The following is a 20,332-nucleotide window of genomic DNA, read 5'->3' as shown; positions in this document are numbered from 1 at the left end:
CGATGGATATGGCGCACGACAGCGAAGACCTCGTGCTGGTCGATTTTCCGGCCGAGGGCGTGCGGCGGCTGACGCTCAACCGTCCGGCCAAGCGCAACGCGCTGTCCAACCCCTTGCGCGCGCGGTTGTTCGAGCTGCTGGAAGCGGGCGACCTCGACCCGGCGGTGCGCGTGACCATCCTGCGCGGCGCAGGGCCGTGCTTTTCGGCGGGCTATGACCTGTCGGGCGGCACGGGGGAGCCGTTCCCCTTCCACACTGCGCCCGGCGCGGGCCACTGGGCGCGCCACGTCGTCGAAGGCGCGTTCCGCATCTGGGATCTGGCCAAGCCGGTGATTGCGCAAGTCCATGGCTGGTGCCTTGCAGGCGGGTCGGAACTGGCCACGTCGTGCGACCTCGTCTACGTGGCCGAGGACGCAAAGATCGGCTATCCCCCTGTGCGCAACATGAGCCCGCCCGACAACCAGTTCCACGCCTGGATGTGCGGGTTGCGCGGGGCGATGGAAATGATGCTGACCGGCAACGCCATCGACGGGAATGAAGCCGTGCGCCTTGGCTTTGCCAACCGCGCCTACCCGGCGGACCAGCTTGACGAGGCGGTGGTGGCGATGGCGCTTCAGGTGGCGCAGGTGCCCAGCGAGGTGCAGGCGATGAACAAGCGCTCGGTCCACCGCGCGATGGAGATCATGGGCCTGCGCGCCGCGATCCGCGCCGGAACCGAGATCCAGGCGCTGGCGCTGACCACGCAGACGAGCCGCGACGCCTTCGCGGCGGTGAAGAGCGGACTGACCGGTGCCTTGAGCGCGCGCGACGCGGCGTTCGGGGACTATCGGACCAAGGAAGGTGGCGGCGACTGAACGGTCGGCCCGTCCCCCGTCACCCCGGACCTGATCCCGGGGGGCGACGCTATTTCGTCGCGACCTGAACTTCTCACCGCGATAGGCAAGCGAGACCACGGCTCAAGGCCGGGGTGACGAGCAAGGGGCGGCAATCGCGCGGTAGCAACCCGGCTATTCAGCCACCGCGCGCCCAAGCCTTTGCTTCGGGCGTGACCACCCAGCGCAGCGCATTTTCGACCATGCGGCGATAATGCGCGTTCTGGTAGGTCACCTCGTCGTCGCCGGGCTGGAGATAGACCAGCGGGCTGTTGCGCGCAGGCTTGACCCAGCCGATCAGGTCGCTGCCGGGGGCATGGTTCCAGCCCTCGTTGGAGAACATCCGGCCTTCCATCGCCTCGGTCGCGGAATGGAAGTTGTCTCGGACAAAGGCGTAGTCGGACCGCAGCAGCGGCGTGACCGAATCGCCGAACACTTCGCCAAGGTAGAGTTCGTCCTTCATGGCGAAGGTGGCTGGAACGCCTGCCATCACCGGGTGATCGCCCGCAAGGACGTGCGCGGTATAGTCGACCGCGTGGCGATAGCCGGAATCGAGCGTCGGCTGGCCGCGCAGTTCGTCGGGGCGGTACAGGAAGCGCCCGCCGAGCAGTTCCGAATAGCCCGGCCAGCCGGGCCAGCCCGCGAGCGCGTGATGCAGCGCGACCACGCCGATGCCTTCATCGAGCAGCGCGGTCAGCCCTTCGCGCAAGGCGTCGTCCGGGCCCACCTTCGCGCCCATGTTGCCGGGCGCAAAATCGATGCCCGGCATGTCGTAGAGCAGCAGCGCGTCGAAGCTCGCGCCAAGGCCGGGGCGCATCAGCAGCGCAGCCGCGGGCTGGTCGACGAAGGTGACCGAGATCCCTTCCATGCCATCGAACAGCGCCGCCAGCGCGTTGCGATCGAACGGGTGGCCGCGCACCGCGGCAAGGACGCGCAAGGGCGCGTGATGGTCGATGGTCGGCATGGGCTTCGATCAATCCTTCCCGGTCGTATTGGGAGCGCGTGGCCGCAACAGGTTATAGACCCCCGTCATGGTCATCAGCGTGGTATCGCCGCTGAACAGGCGCCCGCTGGTGTGCGCGATCTTTCCACCGAGGCGGTCGATCCGCACCTCGGACATGAGCCAGTCGTCGAGCTTTCCCGGCGCGAGATAGTTCACCGCCATCGAGATCGTGGTGATGGGCAGGCCGCCGGGTTCAAGCAGGAACAGCTGGTAGCTGAGCGCCACGTCGGCGAAGGTCGCCAGCACCCCGCCGTGCGCCGCCGAGACGTAATTGACGTGATCGGGTAGCACGCGCATCGCCAGCCCGCGCTGGCCCGCATCCTCGGGCACGAAATACGGCCCGCTCGAATCGAGGAACGGCGTGCCGAAGCGCACGCGCTTCCAGCCGGGCTCTGGTCTCGGCCCGCTCTCATCTGGCGCTGTCGCCACACCTCATCTCCCTGCGATCATCAAATTGATACGCAGGTCAATATCGGAGGGTCAGCGGTGGAGCAAGGCCAGCGCCTCTCCCTCGCCCACGACTTCGGCGTACTTGGCCTGAAGATCGAACAGGTTCGCCTCGTGCGGCGCGCTGTGCCGGTCGCCGCAGGCATCGCGCACCACGAAAGGCACGAACCCGTGCTGGCATGCGTCAAGCGCGGTCGCCCGGATGCAGCCCGAGGTGGAGGTGCCGCAGATCAGCACGGTGTCCACGCCCAGCGCCGTCAGCGTGGGCGAAAGGTGCGTGCCGAAGAACGCAGATGCATACCGCTTGGTGATCACCACGTCGCCATCCTGCGGTGCCAGCACGGGCGGGAACGCGCCCAGCGGCGAGCCCTTCTCAAACACCTTGAGCGCGGGCACCTTGCGGAAGAATACGCCGCCGTCCGCGCCGCCGGGCTGGTATTCGACGTTGGTGAAAACGATCGGCAGCCCCGCCGCGCGCGCCGCCGCCGTCACGCGGATCGCGCTTTCCAGCGCCGCTTCGATCCCGGCGTAGAGCGGCGAATGCGGCTGGAGATAGGCTTCGACAAGATCGACCAGCAGCAGCGCCGGACGCTGGCCGAAGGGCAGCCGCCCATCGAACGCACCGGCATAGTTCGCCGTCAGGTCGACCTCGCCCTTCGCCATCAGATCACGCCCTTTTCCGTGAGCGCCGCCAGTTCGTCCGCGCCAAGGCCCAGCAGTTCGCCATACACTTCGGCGTTGTGCTGCCCGACCACCGAAGGCGCGGGACGGCGCACGCTGCTGGGCGTGGCCGAGAACTTGGGGAAGCTCGACTGCATCTTGAGCGGGCCGAAGCGTTCGGTCTCGACCTCGATGATCGCTTCGCGCGCCTGGAAGTGCGGGTCGGCCAGCATGTCGGGCGCGCGATAGACGCGGCCTGCCGGGATCGAATGCTCGATCATCAGCGCGTCGACCTCGTCCATGGTCAACGTCCTGGTCCAGTCGTTGATCAGTGCGTCGAGTTCGTCCTGATTCTCGCCCCGTGCGAGGTGCGTGGCATAGCGCGGATCATCGCCCAGCTCCTCGCGGTCCATGGCCACCGCGAGACGCTTCCATAGCGAGTCCTTGTTGGCCCCGATCATGAACTCGCCGTCGCTGCACGAATAGACGTTCGACGGCGCGATGCCTTTCAGGATCGAGCCCGAGCGCTCGCGGATCAGCCCCATGCGGTCGTATTCGGGGACCAGCCCCTCCATGACCTGCAGCACGCTTTCGTAGAGCGCGGTGTCGATCACCTGCCCCTTGCCGGTCTTTTCCTTGACGTGGAGCGCGGCAAGCACGCCCATGCAGCCGTAAGTCGCGGTCAGGGTATCGCCGATGGACACGCCCATGCGGCTCGGCGGGCGGTCGGGTTCACCCACGATGTAACGCCATCCCCCCATCGCCTCGCCGATCCCGCCAAAGCCGGCGCGGTCGGAATAGGGGCCGGTCTGGCCATAGCCCGACATGCGCGCGATGATCAGATGCGGAAATTCGGCCAGCAGCACATCCGGGCCAAGGCCCCACTTCTCCAGCGTGCCCGGCTTGAAGTTCTCAACCAGCACGTCGGCATGGGCGATGAGTCGCTTCACCAACGCCTGCCCTTCGGCCACGCGCAAGTTGGCGCTGACCGAACGCTTGTTGCGCGCGATCACTTCCCACTGCACCTTTTCGGCGCCCTGGCCCCATTCGCGCATAGGGTCGCCAGTCACCGGAGGCTCGACCTTGATGACGTCCGCACCCATATCGCCCAGCAACTGGCCGCAGAACGGGCCTGCCAGCAACTGGCCCATTTCGACGACGCGGATGTCCTTCAATGCTCCGTTATTCATGGTCACTCCGCCGCTTCCAGATGCGGCCATTCAGGTTGAATCGGCGCGGCAAGGCCAGTATCTGTTTCACAGGTCGCGCGCAGGGCCGCGATGCCGGGGCCGGTGTTGAACAGCGGCAGGGCGCCGCGTTGCTCGCGCAGTTGCGCCCGAAGCGCCCCGGTCGCCGCCGCATCCACGACACCCACCGCGCTGGCAACGACGCCATAGGCACGCGCACCTTCAGCTGTCACCAGCCCTTGCACGATCTCCTTGCCGACCAGCGCAGGATCACGCTCCAGCGGATCGCCCCAGCCGCCGCCCCCCCAGGTGACGAAGTGCAACTGGTCGCCTGCCTCGACCTCGACATCCTCGACCTTGTTGCCGACAACGATCTGCGTGCCATCGGCCTTTTCCAGCAGCTTGCGCGCGCGCTGGCCCGGTTCGCCGCCGTTGACGCCCCAAGGCGGCACGAACCAGCGGTCGTCGTGGATGGCGATCGTGCCGGGCGACAGGAAACGATAGGTCATGTGAATGCCGTTGCCGCCGCGATGCAGCCCCGCCCCGCCGGAATCCGGCTCGGTCTCGTAGCGCTCGATCATCATCGGGAAGTAGCGTTCAAGGAACTCGTTGGGCACGTTGGTAAAGCCCGGCCACAGCGAGTGCCCGTCCGGCCCGTCGCCCAGCGGACGCCCCGGAATGCCGCCGAATCCGATCTGGAACAACTGGAACCACTGGTTGCCCTTGCCGGGGCGCGCATCGTTGCCCGAATAGAACAGGTGCGGCGACGAGGAGAACCCCGCGGCATTAAGGAATTCCGGCGTCTTCTGCCCCAGCAATCCGCCGAGGATGTCGAAGATGCGGCCAAGCGCATGGGTGCGCCCCGAAAGCGCGGCGGGAAACTTCGGCTTGAGCAGCGATCCTTCGGGAATGCGCACATCGATCAGGTCGTAGAACCCGTCATTGAACAGGATCTGCGGATCGAACACCATGATCATGTAGATGCCGAAGAACATCTTGAACATGTTTTCGTTGAGGAAGAAGTTGATCGACGCCGACGACTGCGGATCTGTGCCGTCGAAGTCGAGAATCACCTTCTCGCCCTCGCGCCACATCGTGCATTTGATCTTGTATGGGCCATAGCCCATGCCATCATCGCAGATGTAGTCCTCGAAGCTGACCGGCTCCTCGCCGATCGCCTGACCCAGCAGCGTTTTCATCGCCCGGTGGTTGCGCGCCAGCAATTCCTGCGTGGCCGAGACATACACATCATCGCCAAAGCGATTGGCCATCTCGATCACCCGCCGCGCGGCAACCCGGCACGAAGCGATCAGGGCGTTGAGGTCCGCCGCGCACCAGTCGGGCTTGCGCGTCTGGTGCATCACCAGCTTCATCAGATCTTCGTTGTATTCCCCGCGTCTCCAGATCTTCACCGGGGGAATGCGCACACCTTCTTCATAGATCGAGCGCGCGTTGATCGGCATCGAGCCGACGACCTTGCCGCCGATATCGCTCTGGTGCCCGAACATCGAGGTATAGGCGATCAGCCGCCCGTCCTTGAACACCGGCAGCAGCACCAGCCAGTCGTTCGAATGGCTGATCGCGCCATCTACCGAATAGGGATCGGACAGGAAGATCATGTCCCCGTCCTCGAGCGTGCCGTCGAAGTTCTTGAGGAAGCCGCCGATGAAGCTGCCAAACTGGCCGACGATCATGCGGCCTTCAGGATCGGCGATCAGGGGAAAGGCGTCCCCCTGTTCGCGGATGCCGGGCGACATCGCGGTGCGCACAAGCGTGGCGTCCATCTCGACGCGCGCATTGCGCAGCGCGTTCTCGATGATGTCGAGCGTGACCGGGTCGATGGCGACCTTCTGGAACGGGGTGTCGTTGGTCTGGACGATGGTGGCAGGCATGGGTCGTCCCTTTCGTCAGGCCAGAGTGATGAGGATGTTGCCGACATGGTCGACGGTGGCGATGCAGCCGCTCTCGATCAGGGTGGTCGAATCCATTTCGCAGACGATCGCGGGGCCGGGGATCACGTCTCCGGCGCGCAGCTTCGCGCGGTCATAGATTACAGCCGCCTGTTCGCGCCCCTCCATCCACAGCAAGTGGTCGCGCACCTTGGCGGCCAAGGGGTTGCCGTCGCCCTTCTCCAGTTCCGCCGCGGGCAGGTCGAGCGCGCGGCCCAGCGCCACGGCGCGCAAGTTCACGATCTCGTGCGGGGTATCCATGTTGAAGGTGAACAGCCGCTTGTGCTCGGCATCGAAGCGCGCCAGCACGCCGGCGATCCCGTCGCTTTCGAGCACGGCCGCGCTGATCGTCAGCGGTACTTCGAAGGCCTGCCCGGCATAGCGCACGTCCACTTCGAAGGCGGTCTCGATCTCGGCTTCGGGCACCCCGTCGCTCAGCAGTTCGCCGCGCACTTGCGTTGCCATTTCATCGAGCACGGCAACGAGGTCCGCCGGGCTGGTATCGCGCGCGAGCCGCGACCACGACCGCGCCGTCTCGGTGCGCATGCGCGTCGTTGCATCGCCCAGTGCGCACAGCACGCCGGGACTGACCGGCGAGATGGCAGGCCAGCTCCCCATCAGCCGTGCCACGGCGTTGACATGGAGCGGCCCCGCCCCACCAAAGCCCATCAGCGCAAAATCGCGCGGGTCGTAGCCCTGCTGCACCGAGATCATGCGCAGCGCGCCGAACATGTTTTCGTTGACGATATCGATGATCCCGCGCGCGGCGGCCATCAGGTCGATGCCCAGCGCATCGGCCACGGTCTGCACCGCCGCCTTGGCACCTTCGCGATCGAGCTTGAAGGTGCCACCCAGCAGGTTCTCCGGCAGGTATCCCAGAACGACATTGGCGTCGGTGACGGTGGGGGCCGTGCCGCCTTTTCCATAGGCGACCGGCCCCGGCACCGCTCCTGCGCTCTGCGGCCCGACCCGAAGGGCTCTTGTCAGCTCAGGAACATAAGCGATCGAGCCGCCGCCCGCGCCAACCGTCTTCACGTCAAGCGCCGAGGCGCGGACGGAAAGATGGCCGACCTCGGTAGTACGCTGGCGGCGCGGTTCGAGGTTTTCGATCAGCGCGACGTCGGTGCTGGTGCCCCCGACGTCGAGCGTGAGGATATTCTTGATGCCTGCATTGCGGCCCACCCAGATCGCGCCGGTGACGCCGCCCGCAGGCCCGGACATCAGGATGTTGACCGGATGCTCCTCGGCCTTCTGCGCGCTCATCAGCCCGCCGTCTGAGCGTAGCAGCGAAAGCTTGCCGGTCATGCCTTCACTGGCCAGCCGGTTGCGCAAGTTGGACACGTACTTGCCCACCACGGGGCGCACCGAGGCATTGGCGACGGTGGTCAGCGTGCGTTCGTATTCCTGCATTTCGGGCAGCACTTCGTGGCTGAGCGAAACCGGCACGCCGGGCAGCACTTCGGCCACCAGTTCGCCGATCCGCGCCTCGTGCGCGCCGTTGGCATAAGCGTTGATAAGGCTGACGGTGACCGCTTCGACGCCGTTGTCCTTCAGCCGCCCCAGCTGGAAACGCACGTCAGCTTCATCGAGCGGGCGCACTTCCTGGCCTTCGGCATTCATGCGCCCCTTGACCGTGACGGTATCCTCGAGCGCGGCGAGCGGTTGCGGCTTGGGCCAGATGATCCACGCGGCGAGCCCCCCGGGCACGAAGCTGCGCGCAATCTGCATGATGTCGCGGTAGCCTTCGGTTGTGACAAGGCCGACCTTGGCGCCCTTGCCCTCCAGCACCGCGTTGGTGGCAACGGTGGTGCCGTGCAGGAAATAGTCGATCGCGCCCGTGCCGATCCCCGCCTTCGCGCAGATCGCGGTGACGCCATTGAGAATGCCCTCGGAACTGTCGTGCGGGGTGGACGGCGTCTTGTGCCGCCAGAACGCGCCCGTATCGGCATCGAACAGCAGAAGATCGGTGAACGTGCCGCCAACGTCCACGCCAAGCCGGTAACCCATGAACTGCTGACCCTTCCTTATGCCTGCTTCGGAAACGACGGCGCCTTGGCCACCATGCCCGGCAGGGAACGCTGCATCACCTCGCCCAGCCAGTGATTGGCTGCGACGAGCGCCGATAGATCAAGGCCCGTGCGCACCCCGGCACGCTCGAGCATGTAAACCACGTCCTCGGTCGAGACATTGCCCGCCGCGCCCGGCGCGAAGGGGCAGCCGCCCAGCCCGCCGATCGCCGCATCGACCGTCGCGGCGCCGGACAGCACCGCTGCCCACACATTGGCGAGGCCCGTGCCACGGGTGTTGTGGAAATGGACGCGCACCGGGATGTGCGGCACGGCGGCGCGCACCTTTCCCACCAGTGCGGTGACATGCGCCGGGTTGCCAACGCCGATGGTGTCGGCAAGGCCGATCTCGACTGGTCCGGCCTCTGCCAGTGCGACAGCCATGGCCACCACGCGTTCCTGCGCCACTTCGCCTTCGAACGGACAACCGAACGATGCGGCGATGGTCACCTGCCCGGTCTTTCCGGCCTCGCGCGCCATCGCGATGATCTCTTTGGCGGCTTCGACCGAACCGTCGCTGGTCTGGCCTTGATTGGCCATGGCGAAGGTGTCCGTCGCCACAGAGACAGCGCCCAATTGGTCGATCCGCCCCGTCGCCAGCGCGCGCGCCGCGCCGCGCGCGTTCATGACAAGGCCGATGTAGGTCACGTCGTCGCGCGACGGCAGGCCTTCGCAGACGGCTTCGGCGTCGGCCATCTGCGGTACCGCCTTGGGGTTGACGAAGCTCGTCACCTCGATCCGCCGCGCCCCCGCAGCGATCGCGCGCTCGACCAGCGCGATCTTGTCAGCTGTGGAGATCAGCGACTTCTCGTTCTGCAAGCCGTCCCGAGGGGCAACCTCGACCATTTCAATGGATTCTGTATACATTACTCAGCAGCCTCTCGGACCAGGCCTTGCTCTGCCAGCCCACGATGAGCGTCGGCATAGGCGTGATAGGCGCGCAGGATATGGCCAGTCATGATCGCCTCGGCCCATGCCCCGTCGCGGCGTGCGAAGGCGGCAATCAGCTCTTCATGCTCGCCGTGCGAGCGGCGTAACGCCTCGCGCCCGTACTGGTGCGCCGTGCGCCACACGACGGGCTGCTCGATCAGCGTCGAGAGCAAGGCCGCCAGCCGTCGCGACCCTGCCACTTCGAGAATCACCGCGTGAAAATCCCGATTGCCTTCGAGAAAGCCGACGACGTCGGCGACAGGCCTGCCCACCGCTTCTGCAATCCGGCGATTCGCACCGCGAATCCGATCCAGCGCCGCATCGGTCATCCGCTCGGCCGCGCGCCGCGCCGCCTTGCCTTCCAGCATAGCGCGCAGTTCGAAGGCATCGGCCACGTCGTCGATCGACCAGTCCGCCACGAAGCTGCGCTGGGTATCGGTGCGCGTGACCAGAAGATCGGATTCCAGCCGCCGCAGCGCCTCGCGCACAGGGGTGCGCGACACGCCGCACCGTTCCGCCAGCGCCTCTTCCGCAAGCTGGGCCCCGGCGGGCAGTTCGCCCGACAGGATCATGCTGCGGATCGCCTCGTAGGCACGGTCGGAAGCGCGGGACACGTTTCACTCCAAAGAACTTGACCTCGGACATTTGTATACAATAGCATTCGATCTCATCAAGCCGCGTCAAGCCATGGGGGCATAAAAAAGGCGCGCATCGATGCAACGGACGGCCCGGGATGGCCGCCCGCCATACAGGGAGGTTTCTATGCGTCTTTCCCATCGGCTTTTGTTCACCACGGCTTGCGCGCTTGCCGGCGCCGCCACGCCTGCCTTGGCGCAGGAAGCGCCGCAAGCGAACGCCGCCGCCAACGATGATGGTGGCATCATTGTCACCGCCCGCCGCCAGAACGAACGCCTTCAGGACGTACCCGCCTCAGTTGCAGTGATCACTGCTGCCGCGCTCGAACGCACCGGCGCGGTCAAGGCAGAAGACTTCGTCAAGCTGACGCCGGGCGTCACCATCGTGACCGGCACGGCCGAGGCGGGCGATACCCAGATCAACATCCGCGGCATCAACGGCGCGCGTGACGCCGAAAGCTCGGTCGCGCTGGTGGTCGACGGCATTCTCAAGACCAACACCGCCCAGCTCAACCAGCCGCAGGGCACGCTTCGCCAGGTCGAAATGCTGAAAGGCCCGCAGGGCGCGCTCTATGGCCGCAACGCAGCGGCAGGCGCGATCGTGGAGCAGACGCTGAAGCCCACCGAAACCTTTACCGGCGGGGCCAAGGTGTCCTATGCCGACTACAATACCTGGGAAGCTACCGCCCATGTCGCGGGGCCCATCGCACCGGGCGCGGGCTTCGTGCTTTCGGGCTACTATTCGAGCACGGACGGCTTCTACAAGAACGACTTCACTGGCAAGAAGACCGTCGACGACAAGGAAAACTGGGCACTCGATGGCCGCGTCATGGTCGGTCAGGGCACCGCAACGCAGCTCGATCTCAAGGCCCGCTATGCCGAGTTCCACGGCGCTTCGCTGCCATTCAACGCCTCGTTCCACCTGCCCAACTTCGGCGGCGCGTTCTACGAGGACGTGAACAAGCATCCGTTCCACTTCTACAACAACATCCGCGCGACCAACGACCAGACCAGCTTCGACGTCTCGCTCAAGCTCGACCAGCAGCTGTCCGACAGCATCAAGCTCGTCGCGTGGGGCCTCTATTCGAACGTAAATCAGGACCTTGTCGCGGACGGGACGTCGGCCGATTTCGGACGCTTCCTGAGCGCCAAGGATCCGCGTGCGCAAGGGGCCGTGGATGCCTGCTTCACCAGCACGGCCGACCTGACGGGCTATCCCGTCAACGCGCCGGGCTTCATCGGCCAGATCCCGGTGCCGTTCATCTTCGCGCCGGCCACCGGCTCGACCTTCGGCCCTTACAGCCCGACCACCTGCGACGGCACGCAGTACCAGGTACGCAAGCAGCAGGACTTCAGCACCGAATGGCGCCTGATCGGAGATGCGGGCACGATCAACTGGCAGCTCGGCGCGTATTACCTGCACATCAAGCGCACCGTCGGCGTCAGCCTTGGCGCGGACACCGGCAACGGCGTGATCAAGCAGCTCTACAACGCGCCGGATTCGACCAACCCGACCACGCTGCTGCTGGCCGACCGCTTCAACACCAACGTTTATGCGGGCTTCGGTTCGGTCGAATGGAAGCCCAACGACCAGTTCAACGCAGGCCTTGCGCTGCGCTATGACATCGAGGACCGCAAGTCGTCCTCGCTCGTCCCCACGGCGCTCGACCCCTTCACGGGCGGTCCGATCAACCCGGGGCAGGCCTTCGGAGCATTGAAGGACAAGCACGCCCGCTTCGAACAGTTCGAACCCAAGGTCACGCTCAGCTACAAGCCGACCGGCGACCTCAACCTCTATGCCAACTGGGGCATCGGCTTCAAATCCGGCGGGTTCAACAACCAGGGGTCGGCCCAGATCATCAAGGACAACTTCGTCAACTTCTTCGGCGCCGACGTGACCGTGAACGACCAGTACAAGAAGGAATGGTCGAGCGCGTGGGAAGCAGGCTTCAAGGGCAGCCTGCTCGATGGCAAGCTGACCTTCGACCTCGCGGGCTACTACACGCAGGTCCACAATATGCAGTTCTTCGAATTCTTCGTCGGCAGCTTCGGCCTGCTGCGCGTGGTTTCGAACATCGACAAGGTGGACCTCAAGGGTATCGAGGCCAGCGTCACGGTCAAGCCCGCCAAGGGCTTCAAGCTGTTCGGTTCGTTCAACTACACCGACAGCGAGATCAAGAAGAACTCCTCGCGCCCCTACACCGTGGGCAACAAGTCGCCCTACACCGCCGACTATACGCTCAACGCCGGCATGGAGATCGAGCAGCCGATCAACGATTCGCTGCGCTTCTTCACCCGCGCCGATTACCGCCTGACCGGGCCGACCTGGTTCCACACCGTGCAGGACCAGTCGATCCCGACGCTGTTCTCGGGACTTCTCCCGATCTCGCAGCTCAATGACGGCAAGGGCCTTCCGGCGTTCGTCGGCGATGGCAAGTATGACGTCGCGCACCGCAAGGCGTTCGGCGTGGTCAACCTGCGCGCCGGGCTGCAGACCGATCGCTACAGCCTGTCAGTCTTCGCCAACAACCTGTTCGACAAGCAGTACCTCAACGAGGTGATCACCGCGGTCGAATTCGGCGGCTCGTTCATCACGCCGGGCACGCGCCGCCTGATCGGCGTGGAAGGCAGCATGAAGTTCTGACCTGATCCAACCTGATGGAACGGCCCGGTTCACCACGCACAGTGGGCCGGGCCTTCCTTTTGGTCAGCGCATGAGCATCGAAGCGCCCTCTCCGTCACCCCCCGTAGCGCGGCGCCCCACCTTCCGGTTTCGCATCCCCTTCGGGCATCTCACCAGCCGCCGCGCGCGCCTCGTCCGACATCTTGTTGTCAAACGCCTGCTCGCGCCAGTCGAGCGCGGCCTTCAATCCCATCTTGTGCGAGCGCTCCACGAACTCGTCGCCGCGCGTGAAGCTGGGGCGCAGCAGCGCGATGGCGAGGTGATCCGCGCTCGATGCCATACCGGTCTTGAAGCCCATGATCTCGAACTGGCGGTTGATCGACCGCTTGGTCAGCATGATCAGGTCGGTGGGCGTCAGCGCGATCTTGCGCGCGATTTCCTCGGTGCGCGCTTCCAACTGGTCTGCGGGCACGGATTCGGTCGCCCACGCCCATTCGGCAGCCTGCTTGCCACTGATCGCCTCGCTGGTGAACATGTAGTATTTCGCGCGCGTCATGCCCATCAGCCAGGGCGTGATCTGCAGGTTGCCGGGCGACCAGTTGCGCCCCACCGGCCAGCCGATCTTGGCATCATCGGCCACGATGCGCAGGTCGCAGAACGCGGCCAGTTCCGATCCGCCCGCCAGGCAATGCCCGTGGATCTGCGCGATCACCGGCTTCTGCAGGTCAAACAGTGACGTGTAGACGCGCAAGTGCTCGTGATCGTAGGCCTGCCACGCGGTATCACGATCGGGATGGTGATAACCGTTTTCGGGCGTGTTGCGCTTGGGCTCGCCCTCGGGTGTCGGCGTGATGTCGTAGCCTGCCGAAAAGCTCGGCCCCTGCCCCTTGATGATGATGACGCGGATCTCGTCATCCAGCTCCATCTCCTTGGCCGCCATCTCGATCTGCAACAACCGCTCGTAACCCAGCGGATTGCGCTTCTCTGGCGAGTTCAGGATGATGCGGCCGATCGGCCCGTCGCGCTCGATCTCTACCAGATCGAAGTCCGGACGCTCGACGTTCTCGCCGCGATAGGGTGGCGACCACTTGACGATACGGCGGCTCATGCTGACTTTCCCTTCGATTGTTTAATCATGTGATTAAATCAATCAGGAAGGCCCACGTGGCGCAACCGGATTCTGGCGAGGACGCCCTTGCCACCCCCTCAGCGCAGGCCGTCAGCCAAGGCCCATAAAGCGATGAACGCCCACCGCCCTGCGACGACGCAGATACTTCATCGTCAGCACGCGGGCGCGCAGCCGCAGCCGTTCGCCCCACCCCGCGCGACGACGGCGCCGCTGTTCGCCAAGCAGCCGCGCCCGCAGCCAGGACGGCACGTTGGTGCGCAGGAGCGCTTCGAGGTAGAGGGAACTCAGATCCGTTACGACGGCAGGGTTCATCGCTGGCCCGTGATCGGCAAAAAGCTGGCGAAACCGATCGTCCCCCGTGCTCAACGGCCGCGCGGCCTGCCACGACGGCATCGTCCAGGCTTCATCCATGCGATTGTTCTCCCGATCAGGTCCGTTGCGGCGCAACGTTCGGGAAACACAATGGTTCCCGCAGCTTGAAGGTCGCAAAGGACGATCAGGGCAAGGCGGGTGCACAAAAAGGAAAGGGGCGCCAACATCGTTGGCGCCCCCCTCGGCTTGGTACAGGCTGAGGACCTTAGAACCTGAAGCCGATGACCGAACGGATCGCGGCAGTGTTGTTGCCGCTACCGAAGGCGTAGCTGCCACCGACCGACAGGTTGACCTTGTCGGCGATGACAGCGGTCATGCCGAGGCCCACCGTGCCGTAGCCCTTGGGCGAAACGCCTTCGAGCACGAAGGTGTTGGCGTCGATGTCACCTTCGAAGCCGACCAGGCGCGAGGTTCCGGCATTGCCCTGGAAGGTGTAGGACAGGCTGCCATAGGGACGCAGCTTCAGACCGTTGCTGTCCACCGCCAGCGTGCTGAGGCGCACGCCCAGTTCGGGATCGAATACGGTCTTGCTCTTGCCTTCGACCGCCAGCCCCACGCCAGCGCCACCGGCTTCGGTGAAGCTGTTGAGGTGCCAGTGACGGACCGAGAGGTCGGCAAACGGCGTCACGTCGAAACCGCCGGCTTCGAGCTTGTAGGCAAGGCCGAGGCTGCCATCGAGTTCGCTGCCGCGGAAGTGGCCGGTGACCTGACGCGAAAGCAGCGCCAGATCGCGGCGGCCGTCGAACTTCGAGAAGCCGTAGGCCACCTTGGCATTGACCGCGAGCGGACCGAAACCGTGGGTCCAGTAAGCCCCCAGGGTGTAGGTGTCGCCATCGACGCTCGCCGTGCCGTTGCGGGCATCGACGTTGTGCTTGGCATAGCCGAAGCCGATGCCGAACCCGCCATTGGCGCCATAGCCGATGTCGAGCCCGATCGCCGCGCCGTAGCTGGTGGCGTCGATGCGGGCCGCACCCGACGAGCCGCCGCTGAACTTGGCGAAGTTGCCGACCGGCGCGATCCACAGTCCGATCGCCGCTTCACCGTCTTCACGACGCTGGGCCAGCAGGTCCATCTGCCCTTCGAACGCAACATTCTGGTGCAGGTTGGCAAGCGAGCCGTAGATCGAAGCCGAGGCCAGTTCGTTGAACACCTGGGCGGCAGCGGTCTTGTTGAGCGTCCAGTCGAGGTTGGACACGATGTTGGCAACATCCTGCACCTTGCTCAGCTGAGCGAGCGAGCTGTAGAGCTGCTGCCCCACGGCATCGGCCGTCAGCACGCGGACAACGCCGGGAATGGCCTTGTCCAGCGCGACTGCGGCAGCTGCCGCGTTGCGGTTGTCCGCCGCCGTGGCGTAGCTGGCACGCGACACCTTGAGCACCACCGTCTTGTCGACCGTGACCGGAGCCAGGGTGACGAAGTTAGACGGAAGGTTCGTTTCGACCGACGCGGTGTTGGCAATGGTGCCGCCGACCGTGAACAGGGTCTGGTCTTCCGAGCCATCGCCGAGGAAGATCGAGCCCTTCGGCACGTAGACCTGGATCTTGCCGCCAAGATCGAGGTTGCCGCCGACCGACACGCTCGAAGCGGTGTTGATCGGGTTCCCGGTCGCTTCAGGCGTGGTGTAGGCCGTGCCGAAGCTGCCGATGGTGGTGACGATCGGGGCCAGGAAGTCATCCTGGACCGACTGCGCAAAGCGCGGCGACTGAACGAGGCTTCCGTTGACACCGACGACCACCGTGCCGGTCGAGGCGAAGTTGCCCGATACGTGGAGGTTGGCACCTTCGACGGTCGGGTTGACCGCGACGATGCTCGCGCCAGCGCCGACATTGGCGTGCTCGGTGACCACGCCGACCACCAGCTTGCCGCCCGCACCAACGGTGACGTTGCCGTTGAGACCGAAGGTCAGCAGCGGGTTCTCCAGCGTCAGGTCATAGGCGGGCTTCACCTGCACCGTGCCCGACGCGACGTTCAGCGCAAAGCTGCCGCCGGTCGCGCCGCCGACGAGGCCCGCCGAGTAGGTCGGGACCGCGTTGGTCACGCTCGCCGGAACATAAGGCGCACCGACGAGCAGCAGATCGCCGCCCTTCACGTTCACGACCGTGTCGGTGTCGTTCTCGCCGATGATCGTGCCGGTCGTGACCGAGCCGGTATTGAGGTTGATCGTCGCGGCAACCGTGCTGGTCTTGTAGACGGTGTCGCTGATGGTGACGTCGGCACCCTGGACGTGGATGTCGCCTTCCAGCGTCCCGTTCTGTTCTACGGTATAGGTCTGCGCGAACAGGCTTTCCGACGGCACGAAGGCCGGGGTCGGGAAGTCGGTGGTCGCCGACGTGACCTTCTGGGTAAAGGTACCGTTGGTGACCGAGTTGCCCAGCGTGATCTGCCCGGTGATCTTGCCCGAGTTGGTCAGCGAACCCGAAGCGCCGGAGAGATAGACGTCGCCCGCCTCACCGGCGTTGTCGATCGTGGCCGCTCCGCCCGACGGGGCGTAGGTCCAGGTGCGGTCGATCGTATGGGTCGCCGGGTTGATGTTGAAGATGTCGTTGTCGACTTGCTGGTAGGCGTAGCTTTCGTCCAGCGCGCTGGCGGAAAGGCTACCGGCCTTTCCGTTGTTGACGACGCTCGCCACCGAACGGCCATTCGCCGAAGCGAGGCCATCGACGACACCATCGTTCACGACCGAAGCCGTGCCGCCAACAGGCGCGTAGGCGTACGTGTAGACCTGTGCGCCGGTGCCGTGGGCATAGGTCGTCGACGTCGTCGTATCGACGTCGAAGTAGACGCTGTTGGCCTGCGCATCGCCGCCGACGCGCGAACCTTCGGCGATCGTGACCGTCGCGCCGGTGAAGCCATTGGCGTAGACCGAACCGACGCTGGGCAGATCCGACCCGATGTGTGCGGCCTGCTTTTCCGCCGAGGTGGCGACCGTGACCGACGCCGTGCCGCCTGCATGGGTGTAGCGGTCATGCGAGGTCGAAGCGGTCAGCGAAAGCGAGTCACCCTTGCCGGCATAGCTGCTCGTATCGGCATATTCGTGGGTGGTGCCATCGGCGGACACGGAGACCGAACCGTTGACCTGACCGCCGATGGTGGCCGCCGCGTTGCCCTTCGCTGCATCAACGCTGACGCTGCCATTGACGTGGCCATCGACATTGGCCGTGGCATCGCCCGAAGCTGCCGCCGGGCCGCTCTTGCCCGACGAGGCGAATTCACGCACGCCTTCGTCCGCGACCGGATCGTAGGTGGTGACATCGCTGCTGACGTAGCTGGTGTCGGAGCCGAACGCACCGACCGACAGGCTGCCGCCGACGGTCGCACCTGCATCGACCTGCGCGCTCGCCAGCGAGACGCCGCTGACCGACAGGCTGCCGTCGATCGTGCCAGTGCCGGTCACGCTGCCCTGGGCCGCGCCGCCGGTGACGGCGCTCGAACCGCTGCTTTCGCCGCTGTTCAAAACGGTGACGAACGATGCACCCGCTTGGCGCAGAGCGGTGGTCGTCGTCGAAGTCGACGTGGTCAAGCCCGTCGCCGCCGAGGTGACCGAACCATCGACCTTGCCGGAGACATTGACGACGCTGCCGCTCGTGCCCGTCGAAGTGACCGTGGTCGTCCCGAACGTGTCGCTGGAGAGACGGCCCGAGATGTTGACCGTGCTCGTGCCGGCATTGTTCGTGCTCGACGAGGTCGTGGTCTCGTCGAAGGCATAGGTGTTGTTGGCGGGCTTCGCCCCATCGATCACCAGCACGGCAGTGTTGGCGCTCGTCGTGGTCGAATTGTCGAGCGTCCCCGCCGTCGACGTCACCGAGCCGTAGACCGTACCCGAAACGTTGGCGGTCGAATTGCCCGAGGCCGACTGGGTGATGTTGCCCTGCTGGATCGGCGAGAAGCTGACCTGACCGTTGGTGCCCGAATAGGTGCCGGTGACGTCACCCTGGATCGCCGTGGTCGTGGTCGATTCCGACGCGGTCCTGTTCTGCGTGGACACGCCCGAAACGACCGTGGTCAGCTGGCTGGACTTGCCGGCGATTTCGGTCTTGGCGCCACCGGTGCTGACATAGGTCGAGCCGGCGATCTGGCCGGTATTGGTCACCGTCGCGCCGGTCAGGCCGAACAGCGTCGCATCGCCACCGATGTAACCGGCGTTGGCGAGGCTGGCCGCGCCACCCACCGAAGTCGAGGTCGAAGCGTAGTCGGTCGAACCGTCGCCCGAAACCTTTGTCGATGCGACGACCGTCTCGGTCGAGGTAACGTCAGTGCCAGGCTGCGCATCGACGTAGATGCTGCCCTTGACGACACCACCGACGGCATTGGTCACGCCCGCATCGCGATTGGCGACGGCCGAAACACCGCCATCAATCGCCGCACCGCCGCCGACTGCGACCGAAGCCGTGCCTGCGCTGCGGGCCGAAGTCGTATCGGTCTTGGTGGTCACGGCGTCGGCGCCATAGGCCACCGTCTGGGCGAAGGTCGTGTCGGTCGAGCCCGACTGAACGGCGTTCACATCACCCGCGACGTCGCCCTCGACGATGACCGTCGCACCGGTATTGCCCTGGGCCAGAACCAATGCATCGACCGAGCCGCTTGCGCCGATCGTCACGGCAGCAGCGCCGCCCGAACGCTTGGACGAGCTGTTTTCAGCCGTGCCCACGAGGTTCCCGCTCGCGTCGAGCGTCACTGCATACTTGTACGTCGTGTCGGTCGTCAGCGCGGTGGCGCTTGCGCCGTTGCTGCCGACCTTGCCGGCAACGGTGACGGTTGCATCGCCCGACGCCGTGGCGAAAGCGCCCGAGACGTCGCCACTGGTGCCGATGGTTACAGTCGCATCATGGTCACCATAGGCGACGTCGAACTGCGACGTCGTCGTGGTGGCGCCAACCTTCGCTTCCTGCGACGAAGAAACGACCGTGGAAGGGGTATAGCTGCCAGCGTCCGCATAGACCAGGCCAGCCTTGCCGCCCACGTTCACCGTCGCGTTGCCCGCTTCGGCATTGGCGGCCACATGCGCCCGCCCGCCATCTGCGAGCAGGGCATTGCCCTGCTGATCGACCGTGGCGTTGCCGCCGGTCGCGGTGGTGGTGGTTACATTCTCCGTCGTGACCGACTTCTTCGTCGCGTCAGCCGAAGCGTAGACCGCCCAGTAGGGCGAGCTGGCGACGATCGAACCGGTCGGCCCGGTCGTCACGCTGACATCGCCGAAGCCGTTCGCGAACACGCCACCATAGACCGTGCCGCCATTGACGATCGAAACCGCACCGCCAAAGCTCGCGACATTGAGGCCGTTGGTGATCACGCCGGTGTTGTTGACTGTCGCGGTGTTGGCTGCGCTTGCAACGCCCTTGCCGTACAGACCAACGCCGACATAGTCAGTGATCACGCCGGTCTTGACCGTGCCGATGCTGCCGGTGTTGGTGAAGGCGATCGCGCCATCACCCTGGCCAGCCGCCAGCGGGGACAGAAAGATGTCGCCACCGCTGATCACTGCAGGGGAAGAGATCGTCACCGCGATATCGGCCGCAGGCTTGGCCTCGGCCGCAAGGATCAGGGCGTTGACGCTAGCCGCGTTGTCCGAAGCCGACACGGTGACGCTCTCCGCCAGTGCCTGACCGGCATCGAGCGACACGAGAGCCGAAGTAAGGGCGAGCGCAACGCGCCGACGCCGCACGCGATCATTTTGCATGGTCGATTTCCGCTGATTAGTCATTGAGGCCCCCAATATGCCACGTGACGAATTCAAGAGAATTTTTCCGAATTATTTCAGAACAATTTAGCTCTTGAAAGCCGGATCATGCTGCTAATTACATTGTGACAATGCCGCTATTAATTTCGGGGGAATTTTATTCATGATTTAATAACATGCAAAATCATCATGAATAATCCTCGTGAAAAATCATGACATGATGATGTTGCAAAATATTCATTTGGCGTGAAAGTTTATATCGCGATCACAAAAATTCAAATACAATGTTAAATGCGTTCGCAAATCCGGATTTTACACTGATGGGACTTTTTATGAAATCTGGTGAAATAATTGCATCAGAAACAACGTGTCGCTTTAGCGCAAACGTTGCCAATCCCATTTCTGCGGAAACCATAAAGTCGGTATTTTCCGCAATGCTCGATATTGATCGCAGCGTGTTCGCAGATACAGGATTCGGTCTGCTGAGCCACGAGTTCCGGCTTATCCTGCATCTGTTCTCGAAGGACAACGTGATCGTGAAGGATGCGACGCTATCCGCGCATCTGTCGGGCCGCGCTTTTCATGAAATGCTTAAGCGCCTAGAAGCGGACGGCGTCTTGTTCATGGAGCAGAACGAAAACGACCGCCGGTCTAACCCAACTTGAACAGTGCTTTTGGAAAAGGCATTTTTGTTCAATGACATGCACGCACCGGCGCGAGTGTTACCACTACATTTTTGGGTTTGGTTGAGCTTGCAGAGGCTTAGGTTCGCGGCGGCAGTT

14 protein-coding genes are annotated in these 20,332 nt (G+C 64.5%); 3 read left to right on the top strand and 11 right to left on the bottom strand.

Annotated elements, in window-relative coordinates; all coding sequences use genetic code 11:
- Positions 1-8: 8 nt before the first annotated feature.
- Complete coding sequence (locus K3A84_RS04585) at positions 9-854, top strand: enoyl-CoA hydratase-related protein (RefSeq protein ID WP_225008154.1); 846 nt, start codon at positions 9-11, stop codon at positions 852-854.
- A gap of 157 nt (positions 855-1,011) precedes the next feature.
- On the opposite strand, the gene K3A84_RS04580 is transcribed toward K3A84_RS04585, so the two are convergent.
- Genes K3A84_RS04580 through K3A84_RS04545 form a run of 8 tightly spaced genes read right to left on the bottom strand, consistent with a single transcriptional unit; the run spans position 1,012 to position 9,728 of the window.
- Positions 1,012-1,836 (bottom strand): ThuA domain-containing protein, encoded by an 825-nt coding sequence (locus tag K3A84_RS04580; protein ID WP_225008153.1) that lies wholly within the window; start codon positions 1,834-1,836, stop codon positions 1,012-1,014.
- Positions 1,837-1,845: 9 nt separating this feature from the next.
- On the bottom strand, positions 1,846-2,304 hold the full coding sequence (locus K3A84_RS04575) for a PaaI family thioesterase (RefSeq protein WP_225008152.1): 459 nt from the start codon (positions 2,302-2,304) through the stop codon (positions 1,846-1,848).
- 51 nt (positions 2,305-2,355) lie between these two features.
- Positions 2,356-2,985 (bottom strand): N-carbamoylsarcosine amidohydrolase, encoded by a 630-nt coding sequence (locus K3A84_RS04570; RefSeq protein WP_225008151.1) that lies wholly within the window; start codon positions 2,983-2,985, stop codon positions 2,356-2,358.
- Positions 2,985-4,172: a CaiB/BaiF CoA transferase family protein gene (locus K3A84_RS04565; protein ID WP_225008883.1), complete on the bottom strand. Its 1,188-nt coding sequence runs from the start codon at positions 4,170-4,172 to the stop codon at positions 2,985-2,987. The genes K3A84_RS04570 and K3A84_RS04565 overlap by 1 nt, the downstream gene beginning before the upstream one ends.
- 2 nt (positions 4,173-4,174) lie before the next feature.
- Entirely contained in the window at positions 4,175-6,061 is a 1,887-nt protein-coding gene (locus tag K3A84_RS04560) for a hydantoinase B/oxoprolinase family protein (RefSeq protein WP_225008150.1), read from the bottom strand.
- A 15-nt stretch (positions 6,062-6,076) separates the two neighbouring features.
- Positions 6,077-8,125, bottom strand: coding sequence for a hydantoinase/oxoprolinase family protein (locus K3A84_RS04555; protein WP_225008149.1), 2,049 nt, complete (start codon positions 8,123-8,125; stop codon positions 6,077-6,079).
- A gap of 17 nt (positions 8,126-8,142) precedes the next feature.
- A complete protein-coding gene (locus K3A84_RS04550; RefSeq protein WP_225008148.1) occupies positions 8,143-9,051 on the bottom strand; it encodes a hydroxymethylglutaryl-CoA lyase in 909 nt (302 codons plus the stop codon).
- Positions 9,051-9,728 carry a GntR family transcriptional regulator gene (locus K3A84_RS04545; RefSeq protein ID WP_225008147.1) on the bottom strand — a complete coding sequence of 226 codons (678 nt, stop codon included), beginning with the start codon at positions 9,726-9,728 and terminating at the stop codon, positions 9,051-9,053. The genes K3A84_RS04550 and K3A84_RS04545 overlap by 1 nt, the downstream gene beginning before the upstream one ends.
- A gap of 148 nt (positions 9,729-9,876) precedes the next feature.
- On the opposite strand from K3A84_RS04545, the gene K3A84_RS04540 reads away from it, so the two are divergent.
- On the top strand, positions 9,877-12,393 hold the full coding sequence (locus K3A84_RS04540) for a TonB-dependent receptor (RefSeq protein ID WP_225008146.1): 2,517 nt from the start codon (positions 9,877-9,879) through the stop codon (positions 12,391-12,393).
- Between the two features lie 94 nt (positions 12,394-12,487).
- Here K3A84_RS04540 and K3A84_RS04535 read toward each other — a convergent pair whose 3' ends face one another.
- From K3A84_RS04535 to K3A84_RS04525, 3 genes are all read right to left on the bottom strand, one after another.
- Positions 12,488-13,480 (bottom strand): enoyl-CoA hydratase-related protein, encoded by a 993-nt coding sequence (locus tag K3A84_RS04535; RefSeq protein ID WP_225008145.1) that lies wholly within the window; start codon positions 13,478-13,480, stop codon positions 12,488-12,490.
- 111 nt (positions 13,481-13,591) lie between these two features.
- On the bottom strand, positions 13,592-13,912 hold the full coding sequence (locus tag K3A84_RS04530; protein ID WP_225008144.1) for a hypothetical protein: 321 nt from the start codon (positions 13,910-13,912) through the stop codon (positions 13,592-13,594).
- A gap of 166 nt (positions 13,913-14,078) precedes the next feature.
- Positions 14,079-19,550 (bottom strand): autotransporter domain-containing protein, encoded by a 5,472-nt coding sequence (locus K3A84_RS04525; protein ID WP_225008143.1) that lies wholly within the window; start codon positions 19,548-19,550, stop codon positions 14,079-14,081.
- Positions 19,551-19,870: 320 nt separating this feature from the next.
- On the opposite strand from K3A84_RS04525, the gene K3A84_RS04520 reads away from it, so the two are divergent.
- Positions 19,871-20,215 (top strand): MarR family transcriptional regulator, encoded by a 345-nt coding sequence (locus K3A84_RS04520; protein ID WP_225008142.1) that lies wholly within the window; start codon positions 19,871-19,873, stop codon positions 20,213-20,215.
- Positions 20,216-20,332 lie beyond the last annotated feature (117 nt).

It is taken from the genome of Novosphingobium percolationis (assembly GCF_020179425.1).
Taxonomy (GTDB): Bacteria; Pseudomonadota; Alphaproteobacteria; order Sphingomonadales; family Sphingomonadaceae; genus Novosphingobium; species Novosphingobium percolationis.
Note: the sequence above shows the minus strand (reverse complement) of the source record. Positions and strands in the feature narration are given on the sequence as shown.